Source organism: Micromonospora sp. WMMA2032, from assembly GCF_002688545.1.
Lineage (GTDB): Bacteria > Actinomycetota > Actinomycetes > Mycobacteriales > Micromonosporaceae > Micromonospora > Micromonospora sediminicola.
In genome coordinates this window covers 2,718,547-2,731,844 of the sequence record NZ_CP024052.1, presented here as the reverse complement: position 1 = coordinate 2,731,844, position 13,298 = coordinate 2,718,547, and the positions used below count along the sequence as shown (strand labels likewise).

General features: G+C 73.5%; 11 protein-coding genes. 7 read left to right on the top strand and 4 right to left on the bottom strand.

What is annotated here, in order from left to right:
- Nucleotides 1-32: 32 nt before the first annotated feature.
- The 3 genes from CO540_RS12015 to CO540_RS12005 form a co-directional block, all read right to left on the bottom strand.
- Nucleotides 33-1,319, bottom strand: coding sequence for a dicarboxylate/amino acid:cation symporter (locus CO540_RS12015; protein WP_172968018.1), 1,287 nt, complete (start codon nucleotides 1,317-1,319; stop codon nucleotides 33-35).
- Between the two features lie 137 nt (nucleotides 1,320-1,456).
- Complete coding sequence (locus tag CO540_RS12010) at nucleotides 1,457-2,125, bottom strand: DUF998 domain-containing protein (RefSeq protein ID WP_099162103.1); 669 nt, start codon at nucleotides 2,123-2,125, stop codon at nucleotides 1,457-1,459.
- Nucleotides 2,118-3,083 (bottom strand): glutathione S-transferase family protein, encoded by a 966-nt coding sequence (locus CO540_RS12005; protein WP_099162102.1) that lies wholly within the window; start codon nucleotides 3,081-3,083, stop codon nucleotides 2,118-2,120. Before CO540_RS12005 ends, CO540_RS12010 begins: the two co-directional genes overlap by 8 nt.
- 110 nt (nucleotides 3,084-3,193) lie before the next feature.
- Between CO540_RS12005 and pcaF the strand changes: the two genes are divergently transcribed.
- The 7 genes from pcaF (at nucleotide 3,194) to CO540_RS11970 (ending at nucleotide 11,999) form a co-directional block, all read left to right on the top strand.
- Nucleotides 3,194-4,399 carry a 3-oxoadipyl-CoA thiolase gene (gene pcaF / locus CO540_RS12000; RefSeq protein WP_099162101.1) on the top strand — a complete coding sequence of 402 codons (1,206 nt, stop codon included), beginning with the start codon at nucleotides 3,194-3,196 and terminating at the stop codon, nucleotides 4,397-4,399.
- A 114-nt stretch (nucleotides 4,400-4,513) separates the two neighbouring features.
- The gene (locus CO540_RS11995; RefSeq protein ID WP_099164725.1) at nucleotides 4,514-5,332 is read left to right on the top strand and encodes an SAM-dependent methyltransferase; all 819 of its coding nucleotides are present in this window, start codon (nucleotides 4,514-4,516) and stop codon (nucleotides 5,330-5,332) included.
- A 6-nt stretch (nucleotides 5,333-5,338) separates the two neighbouring features.
- Entirely contained in the window at nucleotides 5,339-7,489 is a 2,151-nt protein-coding gene (locus tag CO540_RS11990) for a bifunctional diguanylate cyclase/phosphodiesterase (protein WP_099162100.1), read from the top strand.
- A gap of 92 nt (nucleotides 7,490-7,581) precedes the next feature.
- Entirely contained in the window at nucleotides 7,582-8,082 is a 501-nt protein-coding gene (locus CO540_RS11985; protein WP_099162099.1) for a DUF456 domain-containing protein, read from the top strand.
- An 81-nt stretch (nucleotides 8,083-8,163) separates the two neighbouring features.
- Complete coding sequence (locus CO540_RS11980; RefSeq protein WP_099162098.1) at nucleotides 8,164-9,078, top strand: UbiA family prenyltransferase; 915 nt, start codon at nucleotides 8,164-8,166, stop codon at nucleotides 9,076-9,078.
- Between the two features lie 263 nt (nucleotides 9,079-9,341).
- Complete coding sequence (locus CO540_RS11975; RefSeq protein ID WP_099162097.1) at nucleotides 9,342-10,898, top strand: amino acid permease; 1,557 nt, start codon at nucleotides 9,342-9,344, stop codon at nucleotides 10,896-10,898.
- Between the two features lie 129 nt (nucleotides 10,899-11,027).
- Nucleotides 11,028-11,999, top strand: coding sequence for an aldo/keto reductase (locus CO540_RS11970; RefSeq protein ID WP_099162096.1), 972 nt, complete (start codon nucleotides 11,028-11,030; stop codon nucleotides 11,997-11,999).
- A gap of 48 nt (nucleotides 12,000-12,047) precedes the next feature.
- Here the strand turns inward: CO540_RS11970 and CO540_RS11965 are convergent, their stop codons facing one another.
- Complete coding sequence (locus CO540_RS11965; RefSeq protein WP_099162095.1) at nucleotides 12,048-13,220, bottom strand: sorbosone dehydrogenase family protein; 1,173 nt, start codon at nucleotides 13,218-13,220, stop codon at nucleotides 12,048-12,050.
- Nucleotides 13,221-13,298: the final 78 nt, after the last annotated feature.

Below are 13,298 nucleotides of genomic sequence, written 5' to 3'. Positions count from 1 at the left end.
CAGCGACCAGGAACGCACCCGGATCAGGATGCTCAGGCGGGTACGGGGGCGAGGCGCTCGGCGGCCGGCTCGACGGGCTCGACCAGGTCCCGCTTGCCGGCGGAGTCGTACGCGGCCCGGTCGAGCGTGCCCTCGCGGGCGGCCACGATGGTCGGCACCACGGCCTGCCCGGCCACGTTGGTGGCGGTCCGCATCATGTCCAGGATCGGGTCGATGGCCAGCAGCAGGCCGGCGCCGGCCAGCGGCAGGCCCAGCGTGCTCAGGGTCAGCGTGAGCATGACGATCGCACCGGTCAGGCCGGCGGTGGCGGCCGAGCCGACCACCGAGACGAACGCGATCAGCAGGTAGTCGGTGACGCCGAGGTCGACGCCGAACACCTGCGCCACGAAGATCGCGGCCAGCGCCGGGTAGATGGCGGCGCAGCCGTCCATCTTCGTGGTGGCGCCGAACGGCACGGCGAAGGAGGCGTACTCGCGGGGGACGCCGAGGCGCTCCACCGAGCGCTGGGTCACCGGCATGGTGCCCACCGAGGAGCGGGACACGAAGGCCAGCTGGATCGCGGGCCAGGCGCCGGCGAAGAAGCGCAGCGGGTTGAGTCGGCCGGCCGCGGCGAGCAGCGCCGGGTAGACGACGAACAGCACCAGGGCGCAGCCGACGTAGACGGCGGTGGTGAACTTCGCCAGCGGGGCCAGCAGGTCCCAGCCGTACGAGGCGACGGCGTTGCCGATCAGGCCGAGGGTGCCGAGCGGGGCGAGCCGGATGACCCACCAGAGCGCCTTCTGCACGATGGTGAGCACCGCGCGGTTGAGCGACACGAACGGCTCGGCGGCGTCACCGACGAGCAGCGCGGCCGCGCCCACCACCAGGGCGAGGAAGACGATCTGCAGGACGTTGCCCTCGACGAACGCGCCGACCGGGTTGGTCGGCACGATGCCGGTGAGGAAGTCGATCCAGGAGCCGGTGGTCTTCGGTGCGCTGGCGCCGGACGGGTCCAGGTTGACGCCCCGGCCGGGGTTGGTGAGCAGGCCGAGGCCGATGCCGAGGCTCACCGCGATCAGCGCGGTGATGCCGAACCAGAGCAGCGTCTTGACGGCCAGCCGGGCGGCGTTGGCCACGCCGCGCAGGCTGACCACGCTGACCACGATGGCGGTGAAGACCAGCGGCGGCACGGCCAGCTTGAGGAGCTGGACGAAGAGACCGCCGACGGTGTCGAGGGTGCTGGTCAGCCAGGCGAGGTCGTTGGCGCGGGCGAGGAAGCCGAGCGCCACGCCGAGGACGAGGCCGAGCAGGATCTGCACGGAGAAGGGGAACTTGCGCAGGGCGGAAGCCATGAGGACGTGTCCAAGGGTCTGGTGAGGGAGAGGCGGGCGTCGGGAGCGGAGCTACGCCGGACAGACGCCGCTGGCCTGCCGTCGGAGGTCGACGTACAGGCGCTCGGTGAGGCACCAGACATTGGTCATCGCCGGCCGACGCTACTCCCGTCGCGGCGCGGATGGAAGGACCGCTCCCCGTGAGGCCCCTTACAGCCGCAGAGGAGCGCGGTGCCCAGACCCCACGCCGCGACCACCCCCAGCAGCACCCGCTCCAGCACCCCCACCAGCGCGCCCCGCCCGACCAGGAGCATGGCCAGCCCGACCGCGCCGGACAGCGGCAGCGCCAGCGCCGCGCCGAGCGCGGCGACCCACCGCAACGCCGTACCGGCCGCGGGGGAGAGCAGCACCGCCAGCATGGCGAAGACCACCGCGGCGGTCGCCGCGATGCTGGCCCCGCCGTGCACCAGGTCGGCCACCGTGGCGGCCTCGAACGGCGGCAGCGGGCAGCCGGTGCTGCAGGTCACCGCGCCGGAGAGCACGGTGGCGACCGCGCCGGCGCCGAGCAGCCCGGGCGCCGCGCGCACCGCCGGGGGCAGTGCCGCGGCGAGCAGCAGCAGCGCCGCGGCCAGGGCGAAGACCCCGATCCGGTACGTCCCGGCGTACCCGCTGTCGGTGACGCCGGCCTCGCTGACGTAACCGGTCAGGCCGGGACCGGGACCGGCGACCAGCGCGACCGTGACCGCGACCACGCCGGCCACCAGGCAGGCGGCGGCGGACCCGGCGGCGACCCGGCGCGAGGTGTGGTCAGCCACGCCCGTGCGGCGTGGTCCAGCCGGACAGGTCCGGACCGAGCGGCACGATCCGGGTCGGGTTGATCATGTCGTGGGTGGCGTAGTAGTGCCGCTTGATGTGGTCGAAGTCCACCGTCTCGCCGAAGCCGGGGGTCTGGAACAGGTCCCGGGCGTAGGCCCAGAGCACCGGCATCTCGGTCAGCTTCTGCCGGTTGCACTTGAAGTGCCCGTGGTAGGCCACGTCGAAGCGGACCAGCGTGGTGAACAGCCGGACGTCCGCCTCGGTGATCGCGTCCCCCATCAGGTAGCGCCGTCCGGCCAGCCGCTCGCTCAACGCGTCCAGCCGGGCGAACAGCGCCGTGAACGCCTCGTCGTACGCCTCCTGCGAGGTGGCGAAACCGCACCGGTAGACGCCGTTGTTGACGTCCCGGTGGATCTCCGCCATCAGCGCGTCCATCTCCGGGCGCAGCTCGACCGGGTAGAGGTCCGGGGCGTCCGGGGCGTGGAACCGTCGCCACTCGGTGGAGAGGTCGAGCGTGAGCTGCGGGTAGTCGTTGGTGACGATCCGCCCGGTGAGCGTGTCGACCAGCGCCGGCACGGTCACCCGGCCGGTGTAGTCGGGGTCGGTGGCGAGGTAGGCGTCGGAGAGGAAGCCGATGCCCAGCACCGGGTCGAAGCCGTCCGGGTCGAGGGCGAACCGCCACCCGCGCTCGTCCCGGATCGGGTCCACGGTGCCCAGCGAGATCACCTCGTCCAGGCCGAGCAGGCTGCGCACGATCCGGGCCCGGTGCGCCCACGGGCAGGCCCGGCACCAGACCAGGCGGTACCGGCCGGCCTCCAGCGGCCACCGCCCCTGCTCGTCCGGCCCGCCGCCCTCCGGCGAGGTGGAGTGCGGGGTGACCCGCCCGGTGAACCGGTTGGGTTGGCGGACGAACGCGCCGCCGCCGCTGGTCTCTGCGCTGAACTGGGCCCCGGCCATGCCGCCAACCTATCCGCTCCGGGCGCGGATATCCTGGCGCCGGGTGCCCCCGTGACCCGGCGGGCGACCCGCCGACCGACCCCTTCCCACCCCCGAAGGACGTGCGCGCGATGACCGTGGCCTACCTCGTTGCCGGAGTTCGCACCCCGATCGGCCGGTACGCCGGCGCCCTCGCCGGGGTCCGCCCCGACGACCTGGCCGCGCACGTCGTCCGCGAGCTGGTGACGCGCCACCCGTCGGTCGACTGGGCCCGCACCGACGACGTGATCCTCGGCTGCGCCAACCAGGCCGGCGAGGACAACCGCAACGTGGCCCGGATGGCCGCGCTGCTCGGCGGTCTGCCGCCGGAGGTGCCGGGCAGCACCGTGAACCGGCTCTGCGGCTCCGGCCTGGACGCGCTCGCCACCGCCGCCCGGGCGATCGTGGCCGGCGAGGCCGACCTGCTGGTGGCCGGCGGCGTGGAGAGCATGAGCCGCGCGCCGTTCGTGATGCCGAAGGCGGCCACGCCGTTCGCCCGCACCGCCGAGGTCTACGACACCACCATCGGCTGGCGGCTGGTGAACCCGCTGATGGAGCGCGGCTGGGGCATCGACTCGATGCCGGAGACGGCGGAGAACGTGGCCGCCGAGTACGGCGTGGACCGGGCGGCGCAGGACGCGTTCGCGTACCGCTCGCAGCAGCGGGCCGCGAAGGCGCAGGCCGACGGCCAGCTGGCCGAGGAGATCGTGCCGGTGACCGTGCCGGCCGGCAGGCGGGAGACGAAGCTGGTCGAGGTCGACGAGCACCCGCGGGAGACGACGCTGGAGAAGCTGGCCGCGCTGCCCACCCCGTTCCGCGAGGGCGGGACGGTGACCGCCGGCAACTCCTCCGGCGTCAACGACGGCGCGGTCGCGCTGCTGGTCGCCTCCGCGGCCGCCGTCGACCGCTACGGCCTCACCCCGCTGGCCCGGGTACGTGGCGCGGCGGCGGCCGGCGTGCCGCCGCGGATCATGGGGATCGGCCCGGTCCCGGCCACCCGCAAGCTGCTCGACCGCCACGGCGTGGATCTGGCCGACGTCGACGTGGTGGAGCTGAACGAGGCGTTCGCCGCGCAGTCCGTGGCCGTGCTGCGGGAGCTGGGCCTGCCCGAGGACGCCGAGCACGTCAACCCGAACGGCGGGGCGATCGCGCTGGGCCACCCGCTGGGCGCCAGCGGCGCCCGGCTGGCGCTGACCGCCGCGCTGGAGCTGCGCCGTCGTGGTGGCCGGCGGGCGCTGGCGACCATGTGCGTCGGCGTCGGGCAGGGCATCTCGATGCTGCTGGAGTCGGCCGACTGAGCCCGGCCGGCGGCATCGCCGCCGGTGGATCTCCCGTTGCTGGTCGTCCGCGCCTAGAGTGGGCTGGACCACATGATCCGCCTCGTGGCGGCGAACGACCTGGGGGACCGAGCGATGCAGACGCCGGACGGACTTCCCGCCGAGATCGACCTGACCCGGCCGAGCGCCGCCCGGGTCTACGACTACTTCCTCGGCGGCGCGCACAACTTCGAGATCGACCGGCAGCTCGCCGAGCAGATCGCGGCCATGACGCCCAACCTGGCGGCCACCATGCGCTCCGGGCGGGAGTTCCTGCGCCGGGCCGTCCGGGTGCTGCTCGACGCCGGCATCGACCAGTTCCTCGACATCGGCTCCGGTATTCCCACCGTGGGCAACGTGCACGAGGTCGCCCAGGTGGCCGACCCGCGGGCCCGCATCGTCTACGTGGACATCGACCCGGTCGCGGTGGCGCACAGCCACGAGCTGCTGGCCGGCAACGACCGCGCCACCGCGATCCTGGCCGACCTGCGGGAGCCGAAGCTGATCCTGGACCAGGCCCGGGCCAGCGGCCTGATCGACTTCGACCGGCCGCTGGGCATCCTGCTCGCCGGCGTGGTGCACTTCATCCCGGACGCGGACCGCCCGGCCGACATCCTGGCCACCCTGCGGGCCGCCGCCGCACCGGGCAGCTTCCTGGTCGTGTCGCACTCCACGTTCGAGGACCAGCCGCAGGAGATGCTGGACGCGCAGCGGCTGTCGGCGCGTACCGCCACCGAGATCACGCTCCGCTCGCGGGCCGAGATCACCGGCTTCTTCGGCGACTGGACGATCCTCGAACCGGGTGTGGTGCACATGCCGCTGTGGCGGCCCGACTCGCCGTCCGACGTGGACGAGCACCCGGAACGCTTCGGGGCGTTCGGTGGCGTGGCCCGGCACGACCGCGCTGCCGGCTGAGCCGACATGCGCACCCCGGAGAACGACGGGGGTGACGTCAGCCGTCCCGGCGCCGCCGCGTACGCCGCGGAGTGGGCCCGGGCGGTGCGACGCATCGGTTTCGTGCCGCTGAGCGCGGTCGAGACCGAGCGTCTGCTGGTGCCGCTCACCGAGCGGCTGGGCCGGGCGTTGCTCGCCCCGACCTTCTCCGCCCGACCGGCGGAGGAGGTCGGGCGTGCCCTGGTCGAGGCGCACCTCACCGAGCCCGGCGTGCTCGACTGGTCGGTGCAGGCCCTCGGCGACCGGTTCCTGCCCTGGGTGCTGCCGGCCCGGGAGGAGTCGCCCGAGCTGCGGGAACGGGTCGCGCTGTTGCAGGGCGCGCTCGCCGCCGGGTTCGCCCGGGCCCTGCGCGACCGGGTGTTCAGCCAGCAGGAGCGGATCGCCCGTTCCGCCTGGCAGGCCCGGGACACCGTGGAGCAGGCGCTGCGCGACAGCGAGGCACGCTTCCGGGCGGTCTTCACCGGCGCGGCCATCGGCATCGGCATCGCCGGCGTCGACGGGCAGATCATCGAGGTGAACCAGTCCTTCGCGGACATGCTCGGCTACACCGTCGGCGAGTTGCGGCGGATGAACGTGGCCGGGTTGTTCCACGCCGACGACGCGGCCGGCATGTGGGAGGTCTACCAGGAGCTGATCGAGGGCAAGCGGGACAGCGCCCGGGTGGAGAAGCGCTACTACCGCAAGGACGGCAGCGTGGTCTGGACCGACCTGGCCGTCTCGCTCATCCGCTACGACGACGGCCGCCCCCGCTTCACCGTCGCCATGATCGAGGACATCACCCAGCGGTACGAGCTGCAGCAACGACTGCGCTTCCAGGCGTTGCACGACCCGCTGACCGGGCTGCCGAACCGGACGCTGTTCTTCGAGACGTTGGGCGACGTCTTCGACGCGGCCGGGCCGGAGCAGCGCGTCGGGCTCTGCTTCATCGACCTGGACGGCTTCAAGGCGGTCAACGACAGCCTCGGCCACGACCTGGGCGACCGGCTGCTCAAGGTGATCGCCCGGCGGCTGAGCGACTGCGTGGCCGGTCGGGGGCACCTGGTGGCCCGGATGGGCGGGGACGAGTTCGTCATCCTGGTTGACTCCGACGGCGGCATCGACGACGCGGTGGAGGTGGCCGAGCTGGCCCTGGCCGCGGTCTCCGCGCCGGTGCACGTGGGCGACCAGCAGCTCGCCGTCTCGGCCAGCATCGGCATCGTGGAGTGCCCGGCGGCGGAGACCAGCGTCGCGGAGCTGATGAAGGCCGCGGACACCACGCTCTACTGGGCCAAGGCCGAGGGGCGGGGCCGCTGGGCCGTGTACGACCCGGAGCGCAGCGCCGCCGACATCGCCCGCTCCTCGCTGGCGTCGAACCTGCCGGCCGCGCTGGACCGGGGCGAGTTCGTGCTGCACTACCAGCCGATCGTGTCCCTGCTGGACGGCACGATGGTGGCGGTCGAGGCGCTGGTCCGCTGGCAGCACCCGGAGCTGGGGCTGCTCGGGCCGGACCGGTTCATCGGGCTGGCCGAGGAGACCGGCCTGATCGTCCGGCTCGGCGCGTGGGTGCTGCGCCAGGCCTGCCGCGACGCGGAGAGCTGGCGGCGGGCGTTCCCGTCGACCACGCCGGTGGTGAGCGTCAACCTGGCCGCCCGGCAGGCCGACGACCCGGCCATCGTGGAGACCGTGGCCGAGGCGTTGCAGCACACCGGGCTGCCCGCCGCGCTGCTCCAGCTGGAGCTGACCGAGAGCGCGGTGATGGGCAGCGCGGGCGAGCCGCTGCGTGCCCTGCACCAGCTCGCCGACCTCGGGCTGCGGCTGGCCATCGACGACTTCGGCACCGGCTACTCGAACCTGGCGTACCTGCGCCGGCTGCCGATCCACTGCGTGAAGCTGGCCGGCCCGTTCGTCGAGGGGATCCGGGGCGACGGCGCGGACGCGGTCGCCGACCACCGGGACGAGCGGATCGTCGACGCGCTGGTCCGGCTGGCCCACGCGCTGGAGCTGTCGGTGACGGCCGAGGCGGTGGAGACCGAGGTGCAGGCCGAACGGTTGCGGGCGCTGCGCTGCGACACCGGGCAGGGCCGCCTGTTCGGCGCCCCGATGCCCGCCGACGGCATCCGCGCCCGCCTGGAGGGGTAAGGAAGGGCCCCCTGTTAACGCCTCCGGTAGAGGCGGGGCCCCTGCTTAACACCTCGATCATGCAGCGCCTGTGCAGAGAAGAGAGAGAACTCGTGAGTCTGAGCGATTCGCAGGCAGTGGTGTCGGTGGTCGCCGCGCTGGCGATCCTGGCCGGCCTGGCCGGGGTGGTGGTGCCGGGGCTGCCGGCGCTGCCGCTGTGCTGGGGCGGCGTGCTGGTCTGGGCGATCTTCGCCGACGCCGGCCCGGGCCGCTGGGCGGTGCTCGCCGCCGCCACCGTGGTCGCCGCCGGCGGCACCGTGGTCAAGTACCTCTGGCCGGGGCGGAATCTCAAGCGCACCGGCGTACCCACGTCGTCGCTGTTGGCCGGCGGACTGCTCGGCCTGGTCGGGTTCTTCGTGATCCCGGTGATCGGTCTGCCGATCGGCTTCGTCGGCGGCATCTGGGGCGCGGAGCGGCTGCGGCTGGGCAGCAACCAGCTGGCCTGGCCGGCGACGGTGCAGGCGCTCAAGGCGGCCGGGTTGTCCATGCTCGTCGAGTTCTCCGCCGGCCTGGTGATCGCCGCGCTCTGGGTGGCGGGCCTGCTGATCGCCTGACCCGCGGTTCCCCGTCGCGGGGGAGCGCCCTGGCTCGCCGGCGGGAGGCCGTCGGCCGGGCGGATTCCTAGCGTCGGTGGCATGGTTCTCCTCCGCCCCGCCGCCGACGCGCGAACGGCCCGGGCCCGGGCGCTGCTGCTCCTGTCGCGTCCGTGGTTCTGGCCGCTCGGCTGGGCCGCCGCGTACGCCGGCTCGGTGCTCGCCACCCACCGCTGGCTGCCGCCGGCGGCGACGCTGCCGCGCTCGCTGGCCGCCCTGGTGGTGCTCGGGCCGTTGGTCTGGACCGCCGTGCTCGCCGTCAACGACCGGTACGACCTGCCCAGCGACCGGCGGAACCCGCGCAAGGCCGGCGCCCCACTGGTCACCGGCCTGCTCACCGCGGCCGATCTGATGCGCTGGCACCACGGGGCCGCGCTCGCGGCGCTCGTGCTCGCCGCCACGACGGTCGGACCGGCCTTCGCCTTCGGTACGGCGGTCGTGCTGCTGCTCGGGTGGCTCTACAGCGCGCCGCCGGTGCGGCTGAAGACCCGGCCGGGCCTGGACGTCGCCGCCAACGCCCTCGCCGTCGGGGTCCTCGCGCCGCTGGCCGGCTGGTCCCTGCACCGGCCGGTCACCGGCTACCCGCTCCTCGTGGCGCTGCTGGGCCTGTTCCTGGTCGCCGCGCTCTACCTGCCGACGACCGTGCTGGACGTCGCCGCCGACCGCGGCGCCGGGGACGTCACCGCGGCGGTGCGCTGGGGTACGCGGGCGTGTCGACGCGCCGGCCTGGTCCTCTGGTCGGCGGCGACCGTGGTGTGGCTCGCGGTCTGCCATCTCGACCTGCTGGTCCGGCGGGAGTCGTGGCTCCTGCAGGACCTGTGGGCACCGGTGCTGGTCGCCGGCTACGCCGTCGCCGTCCGCCGGCCCACCATCGCCCGGCTGGCCGGGGTCTGCCTGCTCTTCGCGGTGCCGGCCGCCGACTTCCTCACCGCCTGGATCACCGTCGGCCGGACGTGAGAGTGCGGCGGCGCGGGGCGTCCGGGGGTACGGCGGATCGCCGTACATCAGTGAGAGAGAGGTGGACGCCGCGCGCCGCCGCGGACCGGGCGTTGCCGAGCGCCCGGCGCCGGCCCGTCGGGTCGGGCCTGGTCACGGCTTCAAGCATGCCCCGGGCGGGAAGCGGGGACAACGCAATTACCCGGGACGCGTATTGACCACCTTGATCGGCGGGAGCAGACTGCGAGCACTCGTACGGGGACTTCGCCTCGAGGAGGTGTGCAGTGGCCACGACGCCCGCGCCGACCGCCGAGCAGCCGATGGACGACGACGCCCGACGACTCGCCGAGCTCGGCTACAAGCAGGAGTTGCGCCGCAAGTGGAGCGGCTTCTCCAACTTCGCCATCTCGTTCTCCATCATCTCGATCCTGGCCGGCTGCTTCACCACGTTCGGCCAGGCGTGGAACAACGGCGGCCCGGTGGCGATCTCCTGGGGCTGGCCGCTGATCTCGCTGTTCATCCTGATCATCGGGTTCTGCCTGGCCGAGCTGGTCTCGGCGTACCCCACGGCGGGCGGGATCTACTGGTGGGCGGCGACCATGGGCCGACCGGTGCACGGCTGGTTCACCGGCTGGCTCAACCTGATCGGGCTGGTCGCGGTGACCGCGTCGGTCGACTACGGCTGCGCCACGTTCCTCAACCTGACGCTGTCGGCGTTGTTCGACGGCTGGGCCGGCACCGGCCACCAGACGTTCGGGTTGTTCGTGGTGATCCTGGCCCTGCACGGGCTGATCAACATCTACGGGCACCACGTCATCGACGTACTCCAGAACGTCTCGGTCTGGTGGCACGTGGCCGGCGCGGCCGCGGTGGTGCTGATCCTGGTCCTGGTCCCGGACGACCACCAGAGCTTCCGGTTCGTGTTCACCCAGCGGTTCGACAACTCCGGCTTCGGCGACGGCGGGGGGTTGACGTTCTGGTTCTACGTGCTGCCGCTGGGCTTCCTGCTCACCCAGTACACGATCACCGGCTTCGACGCCTGCGCGCACGTCTCCGAGGAGACCCGGGGCGCGTCCAAGGCCGCCGCGCAGGGGCTGTGGCGGTCGATCTTCTATTCCGCCGTGGGCGGCTGGATCCTGCTGCTCGCGTTCCTGTTCGCCGCCACCGACGTGGAGGCGATCCACGAGGCGAGCGGTTTCTCCGGGGCGATCTTCGAGACCGCGCTGACGCCGTTCTTCTTCAAGGCCGTCATCATCATCTCCACCATCGGGCAGTTCTTCTGCGGGATGAGCTGCGTGACCTCGATGTCGCGGATGGCGTACGCGTTCAGCCGCGACCGGGCGGTGCCGGGCTGGCGGCTCTGGTCGAGGGTGAACCGCAACGGCACGCCGGTCAACGCCATCATCGGCGCCACGCTGGCCGGGCTGGCGCTCACCCTGCCCGCGCTGTACCAGCGCGGCGGCATCCCGGTCGCGTTCTACGCGGTGGTGTCGGTGGCGGTGATCGGGCTCTACCTGTCCTTCATCATCCCGATCTTCCTCCGACTGCGGATGGGGGACCGGTTCGTGCCGGGGCCGTGGACGCTCGGCCGGCGCTACCGGCTGCTCGGCTGGATCGCGGTGGTGGAGATCGCGATCATCTCGGTCTACTTCGTGCTGCCGATCGTCCCGGCCGGCGTGCCGGGCCACCCCGACTTCTCCTGGACCGCCGTCAACTACGCCCCGCTGGCGATCGGTGGCGTGCTGCTCGGCGTCGCCATCTGGTGGTACGCCTCGGCCCGCAGGTGGTTCACCGGCCCCCGTCGTACGGTCGAGGAGCAGGCTCCCACCCCGCCGGCCTGACCCCGTCGCACGCAAGTCGTGCGGGCCGACAGGTTGCCTTCGAGTGCGCTCGAACTCGTAACGTCGGGTTCGACGACCGGAGCCGGAGGCGGCCCGCACCGACCGGGGCGTGAACCTGAGGAGAGACGGATGACCACCGACAGCATTCCCACCCGGCAGCTCTGGACCGACGGGCCCACCGTCGGCGCCGTCGGACTCGGCTGCATGGGTATGACCTGGGCCTACGGTGACGACCCCGGGGCGGAGGACCCGGACCAGGTCATCGGCCACGCTCTCGACCTCGGGGTCACCTTCCTCGACACCGCCGACATGTACGGCCCCTTCACCAACGAGGAGGTCGTCGGCAGGGCCGTCGCCGGCCGGCGCGACGAGGTCGTCCTCGCCACCAAGGGCGGCAACGTCGTCACCGACACCGACGGGGACAACTTCCCCATCGTGCAGGACGGCCGGCCCGAACACCTGCGGCAGGCCATCGACGCGTCCCTGCGCCGGCTCGGAGTCGACCACGTCGACCTGTACTACCTGCACCGGCCCGACCCGAACGTCCCCGTCGAGGACAGCATCGGCGCCATGGCCGAGATGGTCGCCGCCGGCAAGGCCCGTGCCCTCGGGGTCTCCGAGTTCACCGTCGACCAGCTCGACCGCGCCCACGCCGTACACCCGATCAGCGCCGTCCAGTCGGAACTGTCCCTGTGGACCCGCGACCACCTCACCACCAGCCTCGACTGGTGCGTCCGCCACGGTGCCGCGTTCGTGCCGTTCTCCCCGCTCGGCCGCGGATTCCTCACCGGCCGGTACCGGGACACCGTCTTCGCCGCCGACGACTTCCGCGGCCGCCTGCCCCGTTTCCATCAGGACAACCGCGCCGCCAACCTCGCCCTCGTCGACCGGGTCGAAGCCATCGCCGCCCGGCACCACGCCACCGCCGGACAGGTGGCCCTCGCCTGGACCCTGGCCCAGGGCGACCACGTCGTGCCGATCCCCGGCACCCGTCGCCGCACCCGGCTCGACGAGAACGCCGCCGCCGCCCGGCTCCGGCTCACCGATACTGACCTGGCGGAACTCGACGCTCTGCCGGCACCCGCCGGCACCCGCTACTGACCTGGGCGCCACCGGCGGCCGACGGGCTGTCCGCGTACCCCAGGGGTCTCAGGCCGAGGGCTGGCGGTGGGTGGGCGGGAAGCGGAGGACGCGGTCGTCGTCGGCCGCCGGCGGGACGCCGCGCGGCTCGCGGTTGCTGGTGGTCACCCAGAGCGCGCCGTCCGGGGCGACCGCCACGGTACGCAGGCGGCCGTACGTCCCGACCAGTTCCGCCACCGGTACGCCGACGTTGCCGGCGGCGTCGACCGGGATCGCCCAGAGCCGGGTGCCGCGCAGCGCGGCCACGAAGAGCGTGCCCCGGCTGAACGCGGCGCCGCTCGGTGAGGCCTGGGCGGGCGGCCAGACGACCACCGGGTCCCGGAACCGGGGGTCGCCGGCGACGCCCTCCACGATCGGCCAGCCGTAGTTGCCGCCCGGCACGATCCGGTTCACCTCGTCCCAGGTGCTCTGCCCGAACTCGGTGGCGAACAGCCGGCCGCCCCGGTCCCAGGCGAGCCCCTGCACGTTGCGGTGGCCGTAGCTGTAGACCGGCGAGCCGGGAAACGGGTTGTCCGCCGGCACCCCGCCGTCCGGGCGGATCCGGAGGATCTTGCCGTTGCGGCTGGACAGGTCCTGCGAGCGGGCGGGCACCCCGGCGTCGCCGACGCCGGCGTAGAGCATGCCGTCGGGGCCGAACGCGATCCGCCCGCCGTCGTGGAAGGTGGCCCGGGCGATGCCGCTGACCAGCACCTGCGGGGCCCGGTCCGACCGGAGCCGGAACCGGACGATCCGGATGTCGGTGGCGGTGGTGTAGCAGGCGTAGACCCAGCGGTCCCGGCGGTAGGTGGGGGAGACCGCGAGCCCGAGCAGGCCCGCCTCGCCGCCGGCCACCACGTCGGGGATCCGGGCGACCTGCCGGGCCGGGCGGCCGGGACGGATCCGCAGGATCGTGCCCTGGTTCCGCTGCGCCACCAGCGCGCTGCCGTCGGGCAGGAAGTCCAGGCCCCACGGCACCTCCAGCCCGGAGGCGACCACCCGGGGACGGGTCAGGTCGGGCCCGGATCCGACGGTCCGCCGACCGAGGGCGCGCAGGTCGAACGGGACCGGCCGCCGGTCTACCGCGCCGGCGGCGGTGGGGGGGCGTTCGGGCGTGGCGGCCGGTTGCCGGTCGGCGCGGGCGTCGGTGGCGCCCAGTGCGATCACGAGGACGGCGGCGACGGCCGCGACGATCCGACGACGCATGTGCACTCCTGGCGTTTCGCCCCCGACCTCGTCGGGGCATTGACGGTGATCCGGTTTGCCAGTAGACCTTGGTGATGG